Origin of the sequence: Chryseobacillus diguaensis (assembly GCF_049220665.1) — a bacterium.
Classification (GTDB): Bacteria; Bacillota; Bacilli; order Bacillales; family Bacillaceae; genus Metabacillus_B.
The window spans coordinates 1-11,807 of record NZ_JBMKNV010000019.1; the positions used below are offsets into that span (position 1 = coordinate 1).

13 protein-coding genes and 1 rRNA gene are annotated in these 11,807 nt (G+C 41.7%); 13 read left to right on the forward strand and 1 reads right to left on the reverse strand.

From position 1 onward, the window contains the following. Window positions 1-169: 169 nt before the first annotated feature. The 11 genes from rrf to rsmI all read left to right on the forward strand — a co-directional run bounded on the left by rrf (window position 170) and on the right by rsmI (window position 7,963). A 5S ribosomal RNA gene (rrf, locus tag ACOT8F_RS19365) occupies window positions 170-285 on the forward strand. A 198-nt stretch (window positions 286-483) separates the two neighbouring features. Next, complete coding sequence (locus tag ACOT8F_RS19370) at window positions 484-693, forward strand: sigma factor G inhibitor Gin (RefSeq protein WP_421653632.1); 210 nt, start codon at window positions 484-486, stop codon at window positions 691-693. Window positions 694-986: 293 nt separating this feature from the next. Next, window positions 987-2,414, forward strand: a complete 1,428-nt coding sequence (locus ACOT8F_RS19375; RefSeq protein ID WP_421653579.1) for an aminotransferase class I/II-fold pyridoxal phosphate-dependent enzyme — start codon at window positions 987-989, stop codon at window positions 2,412-2,414. Between the two features lie 14 nt (window positions 2,415-2,428). Beyond that, entirely contained in the window at window positions 2,429-3,067 is a 639-nt protein-coding gene (tmk, locus tag ACOT8F_RS19380; RefSeq protein WP_421653580.1) for a dTMP kinase, read from the forward strand. Window positions 3,068-3,196: 129 nt separating this feature from the next. Continuing rightward, window positions 3,197-3,526, forward strand: coding sequence for a cyclic di-AMP receptor DarA (locus ACOT8F_RS19385; RefSeq protein ID WP_421653581.1), 330 nt, complete (start codon window positions 3,197-3,199; stop codon window positions 3,524-3,526). 12 nt (window positions 3,527-3,538) lie between these two features. Further along, window positions 3,539-3,976, forward strand: coding sequence for a YaaR family protein (locus tag ACOT8F_RS19390; RefSeq protein ID WP_421653582.1), 438 nt, complete (start codon window positions 3,539-3,541; stop codon window positions 3,974-3,976). A gap of 12 nt (window positions 3,977-3,988) precedes the next feature. Further along, window positions 3,989-4,981 (forward strand): DNA polymerase III subunit delta', encoded by a 993-nt coding sequence (gene holB, locus ACOT8F_RS19395; protein ID WP_421653583.1) that lies wholly within the window; start codon window positions 3,989-3,991, stop codon window positions 4,979-4,981. A gap of 2 nt (window positions 4,982-4,983) precedes the next feature. After that, window positions 4,984-5,811, forward strand: a complete 828-nt coding sequence (ricT, locus tag ACOT8F_RS19400) for a competence/sporulation regulator complex protein RicT (RefSeq protein ID WP_421653584.1) — start codon at window positions 4,984-4,986, stop codon at window positions 5,809-5,811. Between the two features lie 10 nt (window positions 5,812-5,821). Then, window positions 5,822-6,190 carry a DNA replication initiation control protein YabA gene (gene yabA, locus ACOT8F_RS19405; protein WP_421653585.1) on the forward strand — a complete coding sequence of 123 codons (369 nt, stop codon included), beginning with the start codon at window positions 5,822-5,824 and terminating at the stop codon, window positions 6,188-6,190. Window positions 6,191-6,271: 81 nt separating this feature from the next. Then, window positions 6,272-7,051, forward strand: coding sequence for a tRNA1(Val) (adenine(37)-N6)-methyltransferase (locus ACOT8F_RS19410; protein ID WP_421653586.1), 780 nt, complete (start codon window positions 6,272-6,274; stop codon window positions 7,049-7,051). A 39-nt stretch (window positions 7,052-7,090) separates the two neighbouring features. Then, entirely contained in the window at window positions 7,091-7,963 is an 873-nt protein-coding gene (gene rsmI, locus ACOT8F_RS19415; protein WP_421653587.1) for a 16S rRNA (cytidine(1402)-2'-O)-methyltransferase, read from the forward strand. A gap of 72 nt (window positions 7,964-8,035) precedes the next feature. Here rsmI and abrB read toward each other — a convergent pair whose 3' ends face one another. After that, entirely contained in the window at window positions 8,036-8,317 is a 282-nt protein-coding gene (abrB, locus tag ACOT8F_RS19420) for a transition state genes transcriptional regulator AbrB (RefSeq protein WP_421653588.1), read from the reverse strand. A 515-nt stretch (window positions 8,318-8,832) separates the two neighbouring features. On the opposite strand from abrB, the gene metG reads away from it, so the two are divergent. Beyond that, window positions 8,833-10,812: a methionine--tRNA ligase gene (gene metG / locus ACOT8F_RS19425; RefSeq protein ID WP_421653589.1), complete on the forward strand. Its 1,980-nt coding sequence runs from the start codon at window positions 8,833-8,835 to the stop codon at window positions 10,810-10,812. 201 nt (window positions 10,813-11,013) lie between these two features. Next, the gene (locus ACOT8F_RS19430; protein WP_421653590.1) at window positions 11,014-11,781 is read left to right on the forward strand and encodes a TatD family hydrolase; all 768 of its coding nucleotides are present in this window, start codon (window positions 11,014-11,016) and stop codon (window positions 11,779-11,781) included. The last annotated feature ends 26 nt before the right edge of the window (window positions 11,782-11,807 follow it).

An 11,807-nucleotide genomic window follows, 5' to 3' on the forward strand; every position in this document is an offset into this window, starting at 1 on the left:
AGGTAGATAGGTCCGAGGTGGAAGCGTGGTGACACGTGGAGCTGACGGATACTAATCGATCGAGGACTTAACCTAATGTGATACCCAAAAGAAGGAACACGGAAGTGTTCTCCTGTGAAACGTGTGACTGTGTTATCTGGTTTTGAGAGAGCAATCTCTTCTATATTTGTCTGGTAATGATGGCGAAGAGGCCACACCCGTTCCCATACCGAACACGGAAGTTAAGCTCTTCAGCGCCGATGGTAGTTGGGGGTTTCCCCCTGTGAGAGTAGGACATTGCCGGGCATCCGAAAGAACAGCTGAGCAAATCAGCTGTTCTTTTTTTGTGCTTTTTCAGCTGCTCATCTCTTAAAGCCAGTGTAATTTTTTCAGACATACACGGAGATATTGTACTGTTCATACATTGAGGTATGGGCATTTATCCCGTGTATTCTAAATTTTGTATACAATTAACCGATTCGGGAGAAAATAGACGGTATGGAGGTGGAGAGTTTGGATAATCATCAGACGGAAAAACCATTAAAGACTTGTATTGTTTGTGAGGGGAAGAAAACAGAAGGCATTCATCTGTATACAAGTTTTATTTGCTGCGAATGTGAAGCAGAAATGATCGGAACGGAAACAAATGAACCGAAGTACCAATATTTTATTGATAAGTTGAAAAGGGTTAAGACGCCTCCGCTCTATTCCTGAGACATAGTTTGATAGCCCGCTGCGCACAGAGAGAGGCCCTATAGAGGGTCTTTTTATTTTAGGCTATTCGTGGTGCATGCATCAGTCTTTCGAATCTTGTTGGCATTCCCACAAAATAAGTAAAAATTTATAAGAGATAAGATCGGCCGAGCCTTGATATAATCAACATTAGAGTATTTGCTGCAGCCAAAACTAAAATTCTTTAGATGTTTGTTTCCTTTATTTTCAGTCCAAAGCTTTAGCGAGAATTCTTACGCAAGAGTTTAACATACTAATAGATTGGAGATGTCACTTTGAATACTCCTTTGTTTTCAGCTTTAGTCAAGCACAGTTCCAATCAGCCTGTTTCCTTCCATGTACCAGGCCATAAAAATGGAGAAGTGTTTCCTTATGAGGGCCGGGCCTTTTTTCAAAATATCCTGCAAATTGATGCAACGGAAATTACCGGTCTGGATGATTTGCATGAACCCGAGGGACCTATTGCAGAGGCCATGGAGCTCGCCGCACATTATTATGGTGTACAGCAGACCTATTTCCTTGTAAATGGTTCGACCGCAGGGAACCTGGCCATGATCCTTTCCTGCTGCGGTACAGATGACCTTGTTCTTGTGCAGCGAAACAGCCATAAGTCCATCATAAATGCTATAGAACTTGCAGGAGCTATACCGGTTTTTCTTGGACCCGGTTTTGAGGAGGGGCTGCAGGTTCCTTCCCATGTACCCCAAACTGTCATTGAAAAAGCCATTGAGCAGTATCCGGATGCGAACGCTCTCGTTTTAACAAGCCCCAACTATTACGGTTTAGCAGGGGATTTAAGCTGGGCTGTCAAAAAAGCCCATAGTAAAGGCATACCTGTTCTGATTGATGAAGCACATGGGGCTCACTTTTCTCTAGGCGCTCCTTTTCCTGCATCAGCCATTGAGGCTGGTTCAGACATTGTCATTCATTCCGCTCACAAGACGCTGCCAGCAATGACAATGGGATCATATCTTCATTTCAACAGCTCACTCGTTGACCGGGAAAAAGTAGAGCATTATTTATCGGTCTTGCAGAGCAGCAGTCCTTCTTATCCGATTATGGCCTCATTGGATCTGGCCAGAGCGTATCTGCAGGATATTGCGGAAAAAGGCCGGCTTCAAGGCATATTGAAAGCCGCTGAACAAACAAAGAAAGATCTCTCAAACCTGCCTGGGATTAAAATAATGAGCCCGTCAAATCCTGTTTCAAAGGTTGATCCGCTGAAAGTGACGGTTTGTTCTGAAAAAGGGGTGAGCGGCTTTGAACTGCAAAGGATTTTTGAAAAAAGCGGCTTTTTTGGAGAGCTGGCAGATCATAAGCACTTTTTGCTCGTTCTGGCTTTGAATGAGTGGAATCCTTTTGCCGAGAGGTATGGTATACTATGGGAAAACCTATCGGAGTCTAAAGATGGAGAAAAGAGCTCACATACCATTCCAGCTTTGGAATACGAGCCCATCGCAAGGCTTCCGGTATCATATGCCAGTTTGAAAAAGAGAGAAATCCATTCTGTTTCTTTTAAAAAGGCAATTGGCTCTTTGAGTGCTGAAGCTGTTATTCCCTATCCTCCTGGAATACCTCTGCTTGCTGCAGGGGAGAGGATCGCACAGTTTCATCTGGATCAGATTCAATCCATGATTGCCCATGGGACAAGGTTCCATGGCGGAAGACAATTACATCTGGGAACGTTAGCAGTATATAAATAGAAAAGGTGATTCGTTTGAGCGGCTGTTTTATTACATTTGAAGGTCCTGAGGGCGCAGGAAAAACAACCATTCTGCAAAAAGCAGTAGACCTTTTGAAAGAAAAGGGCATTAACGTTCTTGCAACAAGGGAGCCTGGCGGTATTAAAATTGCCGAACAAATCCGCTCTGTTATTTTAGATAAAGAAAACACAGAGATGGATGCCCGTACAGAAGCTTTGCTTTATGCAGCTGCAAGACGCCAGCACATGGCTGAAAAAGTCATCCCCGCTTTAGATGAGGGGAGAATCGTTCTTTGCGACCGTTTTATTGACAGTTCACTTGCTTATCAGGGATATGCAAGAGGTCTTGGCATTGAAGAAGTGCTAGGTATTAACATGTTTGCTACAAACCATGTGATGCCTGACTTAACGGTCTATTTTGACCTCCATCCCGAAGCGGGCATGCAAAGGATTAATAAAAATGACAGCAGGGAAGTAAATCGGCTGGATCTTGAAGAGATCGATTTTCATTATAAAGTTCAGGAAGGATATAAAAAGGTATTAAGCATGTTTCCTGAACGCATTGTAACCATTGATGCAAGTGGTTCTATTGAAAAGGTAACACAGGATGTTATGAATATTTTAGCAAATAAGATCGATCTGTTATCAAAATAAGTTCTAAAATGGCTGTTTTCAGGAAGATGATTCTGTATAACCATAAAAGGATCTTCGGAAGCCGCCGATGTATAGAAAAAGGGTTTTTACAATAAGAGAAATGTGACAATAAATAGGAGGCAGTTCGCTATGAAACTTATCATTGCTGTAGTACAGGACCAAGATAGCCATCATTTATTAAGCAGTTTGACAGAACATAATTTCCGTGTAACGAAATTGGCTACTACAGGAGGATTTCTCCGTTCAGGAAATACCACTTTCATGATTGGTACAGAAGATATCCGTGTTGATAAAGCATTAGAACTGATCAAGGAAAACTGTGAGTCAAGGGAACAAATGGTTGCGCCTGTTTCCCCTATGGGCGGAAATGCCGATTCCTATGTACCGTACCCAATAGAAGTGGAAGTGGGCGGGGCAACGGTATTTGTCGTTCCAGTAGAGCACTTTCATCAATTTTAAAGGTGAGATGAAATGAAGATAAACCAGGATCTTCGGACGAATATCGATTCGAGGATAGCCCAGAAGGAAGTTACCGTTTCTTCCAAAGGGTTTCAGGAAACGGTTCATAAACAGGAGAACAAGCTGCAAATCGAGCAGCTTAATAAGATGATTGGCGATTTGCAGGAAGCTGGCACAAGGCTTTCCAAATCAAGAAATTTTAACGATCTTGCTAAATTCAAAGGAATTGTAAAGCGTTTTATAAATGAAGCCGTAGACTATGGACTTAACCTGAAGCAGTCCCGAAGCTGGGATTTCAGCGGCAATGGCCGCTCCCTGAACGTTGTCCAGCAGGTAGACAGAAAGCTGATTGATTTAACGGACGAAGTTGTCAATAAAGAGAAAAGCAATCTCGATATCCTGGCAAGTGTAGGCGAAATTAAAGGGCTGCTTGTTAACTTATATACTTAGAGAGTGATGGCAATGAATAAAACTTGGGATGAACTTGCTGACTATCAGCCAAGAGTATTAAAGCTCCTCGCGAACAGTATTGTGAAAAACCGTTTGGCACATGCTTATCTTTTTGAAGGGAAAAAAGGGACGGGAAAAATGGAAGTAAGCATGCTGCTCGCGAAAAGCTATTTTTGTGAGAACCTGCAGGAGTTTAAACCTTGCGGCCATTGCCGCAACTGCAGACGCATTGATTCAGGAAATCACCCAGACGTCCACCTCATTGAGCCTGACGGGCTGTCAATCAAAAAGAAGCAAATACAGGAGCTTCAAGAAGAATTTTCAAAAACAGGACTCGAATCAAATAAAAAGGTCTATATCATTTCCCAGGCTGATAAAATGACTACCAATGCGGCCAACAGTCTGCTGAAATTTTTAGAAGAACCAAATCGTGAAACGATGGCGATTCTTATGACAGAACAGGTTCATCAAATTCTTAATACCATTCTCTCCAGGTGCCAAACGCTTTCTTTTCATCCAATTCCTCCGGCAGCCATTCGGCTGGAGCTTGAAAAAAATCAGGTTGCACCTCATCTTGCTGGAATCGCTGCCCAAATGACCAATAATCTGGATGATGCCATCGAATTAAGTCGAAATGATTGGTTTGCAGAAGCTAGAGCGAAAGTGATAAAATTATATGAAGCATTAACTTCACGCAAAGATCAGGCAATCATTTTTGTCCACACACAATGGATGCCGTTTTTTACAGATAAAGAACTTCAAGAATGCGGGTTGGATTTGCTTTTGTTTTTATATAAAGACGTGATTTCCATTCAAATTGGAAAAGAGGAGACAATCGTATTTAAGGATCTCAACGAATCTTTGCGCCAGCATGCTCTGCAAATGACACAGCTCGGAGCTGCTGACAAAATCACCTCAATATTGGAAGCGAAAAAAAGGCTGCAGTCCAATGTCAATCCGCAACTCTTGATGGAGCAATTGGTTTTAACGTTGCAGGAGGGATAACTTTGTATAAAGTTGTAGGCGTTCGCTTCAAAAAAGCGGGCAAAATTTATTATTTCGATCCTAATGGGTTTCATATAGAAGACGGCGATTTTGTCATCGTCGAAACAGTAAGAGGCATTGAGTTCGGGAAAGTAGTGATCAGCGAGAAGCAAGTTGGTGAACATGACGTTGTTCTTCCGCTGAAAAAAGTATTAAGAGTCGCCGATGCAAAAGACCGTATGATTGTAGAGGAGAACCATCAGGCTGCCAATGATGCTTATGAAGTTTGCCAGCAGAAAGTGATGCAGCACGGGCTTGAAATGAAGCTTGTCGATGTAGAATATACATTTGACCGGAATAAAGTCATTTTCTATTTCACAGCAGATGGGCGTGTTGATTTCCGAGAGCTTGTAAAAGACTTGGCTTCCATTTTCAAAACACGGATTGAGCTTAGGCAAATTGGTGTAAGGGATGAGGCGAAAATGCTTGGAGGTATAGGACCATGTGGCCGCATGCTTTGCTGCTCGACCTTTCTCGGAGACTTTGAGCCGGTTTCGATTAAAATGGCGAAGGATCAGAATCTTTCTCTTAATCCCACAAAAATTTCAGGACTGTGCGGAAGACTTATGTGCTGCCTGAAATATGAAAATGATGAATATGAGTCTGCCAAAGAACTTCTTCCTGATGTTGGGGAAATGATTGCGACACCTAATGGATCAGGGAAAGTTGTCGGCTTAAATATTCTGGAGCGAATTCTTCAAGTTCAACTGTTGGACAAGGATCATGTGGTTGAATTTAACTGGGAAGAATTAAAGCAAGAAGGCGCCGTTCCAATGCAATCCACAGAATGAGGTGGAAATCTTGGATAAAAAAGAAATCTTCGAATCTGTCAGCAGTATGGAAGAACAAATTGGTTCCCTCTATGGACAGCTGGGTGAATTAAAACAGCATATTGCTGAACTTATCGAAGAAAATCATCATCTTACACTTGAAAATCAAAATTTAAGACGCAGAATGGATGCAATGGCACCCTTATCCAAGACTTCCGGCCAAAACAAGGACAAGGAAAAAGACGAGGATCAGAAAAATGCTGCCATGGATGTTGGCGAAGGCTATGACAATTTGGCTCGTCTTTACCAGGAAGGCTTCCACATTTGCAATATTCATTACGGTAGTCTCCGTAAGGATGGAGACTGTCTCTTCTGCCTTTCATTTTTGAATAAGAAGTAGTAAATTGGCTTCCTTTTCCATCAGGAAGCTTTTTTCACTTTTTAAGAGCTTTATCAATTTCCAAAGAAAGGGTAACCGGACATGATTGAATTAACAGGTGATGAAAGATTGGATTATTTGCTCGCAGAAGATCTGAGGATTATTCAGAGTCCCTCCGTTTTCTCCTTTTCCCTTGATGCTGTATTGCTTTCCAAGTTCGCTTATTTGCCGATTCGAAAAGGGAGAATCCTTGATCTTTGTACAGGCAATGGTGTCATACCGTTATTATTAAGCACAAGGACCCATGCTGAAATTACCGGGGTCGAACTGCAGGAAAGACTTTATCAAATGGCAGAAAAAAGCATCGAATATAATCAATTAAATGAACAGATAAAAATGGTTCATGGTGATATTAAAGAGATGCCCAAGCAGCTCGGACACGGCAAGTTTGATGTGGTCACATGCAATCCGCCTTATTTCAAAACTCCCCAAAAGAGGGAGATGAATGAAAATGAATACTTCGCCATTGCGCGCCATGAGATATATTGCACCCTTGAGGATGTTGTAAAGGTGAGCAGCCAGCTTCTGAAAATGGGAGGGAAAGCGGCATTTGTTCATAGGCCAGGCCGGTTACTTGAAATTGTAGAATTAATGAGAAAGTATAAGCTTGAGCCGAAAAGAATTCAATTTGTCTATCCGAAACATGGCAAGGAAGCAAACACTTTATTAATAGAAGGAATAAAAAACGGACAGCCTGATCTTAAGATTCTCCCGCCGCTCTTTGTCTATAATGAGGGCGGGGAATATACAGAGGAGGTCCGTAAAATTCTATATGGAGATAAGCCTTCAAGATTGGATGCCGAGATTAAACATGAGGATTAAGCGGATCAATATCATTTTAGGCAATAAGGAGGAAAATATATGCGGGTGCAGCAAAGCTTTAAGGAAAGCACTGAAACAGGCAGCCTGTATCTGGTCCCTACTCCAATAGGAAATTTGGAGGACATGACCTTTCGGGCTATTAACATTTTAAAAGAAGCTGATTTAATCGCTGCAGAAGATACAAGACAGACGAAAAAGCTTTGTCACTATTTTGAAATAGAAACTCCCCTGACAAGCCATCACGAACATAATAAGGAAAGCAGCAGCTATAAGCTCCTAAGTCTTCTAAAGGAAGGGAAAACCATTGCCATCGTCAGTGATGCGGGTATGCCCACGATTTCGGATCCGGGAAGTGAGTTAGTAAAAGCAGCTGTTGCGGAAGGGATCAATGTGATCCCTCTCCCCGGAGCAAACGCTGCCCTTACGGCACTAATTGCTTCTGGAATTTCCCCGCAGCCCTTTTTGTTTTATGGATTTCTCGATAGACAGAAAAAAGAGAAGAAGAAGGAGCTAGAGGAGTTAAAGCAATATAAGGAAACACTCATTTTTTATGAATCTCCGCATCGATTAAAGGAAACTCTTCTTCTCATGCAGGACTATTTTGGGAATAGAAAAATCTCGATTTGCCGGGAGCTCACGAAAAAATTCGAGGAATTTATTCGGGGAACCCTTCAGGAGGTTTCAGACTGGGCCAGCCAAAATGAGGCCAGAGGGGAATTCTGCCTCATTGTTGAAGGAAGTAAAGAAGAAAACAGGACACCAGAAGAAAACGTTTGGGATGAATGGACGCTGCAGCAGCATGTTGAATATTATATTGAAAAAGGCCACACCTCGAAGGAAGCCATTAAGCTTGCTGCAGCAGACCGCGGTTTGCAAAAGCGCGAAGTTTATCAGGCCTACCATATTGACTGAAGAAGCTATTAAGAAATAATAAGCCAATAAAAAACCCTCCAGCTGAGCTGGAGGGTTTTAAATAAACCGTGCTTATTTTGTTTGGAACTGGTTTTGAATTTCTTTAATGATTTGTTCTGCACCTTCGCGGCTAAGAACCAATTTGCCGTTAGCCAATGACAAGTTGTCATCAGAAACTTCACCAGTTACTTGGCAAGTCATGTTTGGTTTGTATTTTTTCAAAATGATTCTTTCATCATCAACATAAATTTCTAGAGCATCCTTCTCTGCAATGCCTAAAGTACGGCGCAATTCGATTGGAATTACCACGCGGCCTAATTCATCAACTTTACGTACAATACCTGTAGATTTCATCGATTCATTCTCCTCCCAATTTAACCTTCTCTATGTGGTTTATCTCTTAACTTCGTCATTATTCGACAAAAATTAATTGCTACATTAGCATATCAATGTTTCCAAAATACGTCAATCATTTTATGCGAATTTGTCAGTTGACGAATATCTGAAGTTAAGAAAGACCTTGATAGTAGTGGGTTTACCATAACAAGTACCCGCAAAAATAGGCAAATAAACCTAAAAAAAGGTAAATATTAAACATGAAAATGCTAACTTTTCTTTAAATAAATACAAGCCAATTATAAACAATATTCGACATATTTCAACACCCTTTCGACAAAAGGGAGCAATTGGTTATTTTGGCAGCAATATATTATTCTTTAGCCGATTGAATTTTTTGTCCATTGATTGGTATAATTTCTTGATATTAAAGGCCAAGATGTTATCATAATGTATAGATGCGAGAAAGCCAAAGCGCTCTCGTCCTTTGGGGCGGGGGCTTTTCTTCTAATTTGTTGCAGGGAGGGAAATTCATGGAAAGTCGGAAAACTTTTTACATTACGACTCCAATTTATTATCCAAGTGGGAACTTACATATTGGCCATGCCTATACAACAACGGCTGGCGATGCAATGGCGCGGTATAAGCGCATGCGCGGCTTTGATGTCATGTACTTAACAGGCACTGACGAGCATGGGCAGAAAATACAAAGAAAAGCAGAAGAACAAGGGATTAGTCCTCAAGAATACGTAGATGGAATTGTTTCCGGAATTAAAGAGCTGTGGAACATGATGGAAATTTCTTATGATGATTTTATCCGTACAACAGAGGAGCGTCATAAAACAGCAGTAGATAAAATTTTTAAACGGCTTTTGGATCAAGGAGATATTTACCTTGATGAATATGAAGGCTGGTACTCTGTTCCTGATGAAACCTATTATACGGTCCATCAGCTTGCAGATCCGATCATGGAAGGCGGAAAAGTAGTGGGCGGTAAGAGCCCTGACAGCGGACATCCGGTTGAATTGGTAAAAGAACAGTCCTATTTCTTCCGCATGGGGAAATATGCTGACCGCCTTTTGAAGTTTTACGAAGAAAATCCTGAATTCATTCAGCCTGAATCCCGTAAAAATGAAATGATTAATAACTTTATTAAACCAGGCTTAGAAGACCTTGCTGTTTCCAGAACATCCTTTGACTGGGGAGTGAAGGTTCCTGGAGATCCCAAGCATGTTGTTTATGTTTGGATTGATGCCTTGTCTAACTACATCACAGCTCTTGGGTACGGGACAGATCAGGATGAAAAATTCCGTACGTATTGGCCGGCAGATGTCCATTTAATGAGTAAAGAAATTGTCCGTTTCCATACAATTTATTGGCCGATCATGCTGATGGCGCTCGACCTGCCGCTTCCAAAAAAAGTGTTTGCCCATGGCTGGCTCTTGATGAAGGATGGAAAAATGTCCAAATCAAAAGGCAATGTAGTGGATCCTGTTACATTAATCGACCGGTACGGCCTTGATGCTCTTCGCTATTATTTGCTTCGCGAAGTACCATTTGGTTCTGATGGTGTGTTTACACCTGAAGGATTTGTTGAGCGGTTGAACTACGACCTGGCAAATGACCTTGGCAACCTTCTTAATAGAACGGTAGCAATGATTCAGAAATATTTTGACGGAAAGATTCCGAATTACAGCGGCTCAATAACAGAGTTTGATAAGTCTCTTGCTGAAATGAATCAAGGTACTGTTGAGCGCTATGAAGAAGCAATGGAAAAAATGGAATTCTCTGTCGCGCTTTCAGCTGTATGGCAGCTTGTCAGCCGTACGAACAAATACATTGATGAAACACAGCCTTGGGCAGTAGCTAAGGATCCATCCAAAACGGAGGATCTTCAGTCCATCATGTACCATCTTGCTGAATCACTAAGAAGAGTGGCCATTTTGCTTAAGCCATTCCTTACAATTGCACCTGAGAAAATCTTTGCACAGCTAGGTGTAGAAGATGACGCCTTAAAAACATGGGAAAGTCTTAAAACATTTGGAAGTCTCGGCGAAACAAAAGTGGGTCAATCTGAACCTCTTTTCCCTCGTCTTGATATGGAGGAAGAAGTCGAGTACATCAAAGGGCAAATGAAGGGCAGTGCTCCTGTTGAAGAATTGCCAAAGGAAGAAGCTCAGCCAGAAGAACCTGAAATCACCATCGATGACTTTTTTAAAGTTGATTTAAGGGTAGCAGAAGTACTCGCTTGTGAACCTGTAAAAAAAGCAGATAAGCTTTTAAAACTTCAGCTGGACCTTGGCTATGAAAAACGGCAGGTTGTATCTGGAATAGCGAAATTTTATGAGCCTGAACAGCTTGTAGGAAGAAAAGTCATTTGTGTAGCAAACCTTAAGCCAGTCAAGCTTAGGGGCGAACTATCCCAGGGGATGATTCTCGCTGGAGAAGAGAACGGAATTCTTTCTCTTGCTTCAGTTGATCAGACACTCGCCAACGGTACCCGAATCAAATAATTGTCGAAAGAGGTGTTTCACGTGTAACATTTTGCTGAACACCTCTTTTTTTTAGCCTTTTTAAAAGATTTTTGTCAGAGACTCGTGAATAGAAACCTAGTTTGATACACAGGCGCATAAAAGCAAAAAAGAATCGTTTAAGCAAACAGGAATAAACTTCGGTTCACCTGTAAAAAATGAAACTGAAAGGAGATTTTTTACATGCTTTTTGATACCCACGCCCATTTAAATGCGGTTCAGTACGAAGATGATTTAATAGAGGTTATAAATAGAGCAAAAGAAGAAGGGGTCGAAAAGATCGTTGTCGTCGGTTTTGATCGTGAAACCATTATGAGAGCAATGGAGCTCATAGAGCAATACGAATTTATCTATGCAGCAATCGGCTGGCATCCGGTAGATGCCATTGACATGACAGATGAGGATTTGAATTGGATCCGCGAGCTTTCCTCTCATCCAAAGGTGGTCGCAATAGGAGAGATGGGCCTTGACTACCACTGGGACAAGTCTCCGAAAGATGTGCAAAAGGAAGTCTTCAAGAAACAAATCGCTCTAGCAAAAGAAGTAAAGCTGCCAATTATTATACATAACAGAGATGCCACAGCAGACGTACTGGAAATACTTCAAAGTGAAGGTGCCGAGGAAGTAGGAGGCATTATGCATTGTTTTACAGGAAGCATCGAAATAGCCATGCAATGCATTGATATGAACTTCTATATTTCTCTTGGAGGGCCGGTTACCTTCAAAAATGCAAAAAAACCAAAGGAAGTTGCTGCAGAGGTTCCAATGGAGAGACTGCTCATTGAGACGGACTGCCCTTATTTAACACCGCATCCCTTCAGGGGAAAACGGAATGAACCGGGCTATGTAAGATATGTAGCGGAGGAAATTGCCAAATTAAGGGGCATCACAGTTGAAGAGGTAGGCAGGCAGACAACGGAAAATGCCAAGAAATTTTTCGGCATTTCTTGATAAAATAATCTGTCGAAAGCTCAGGA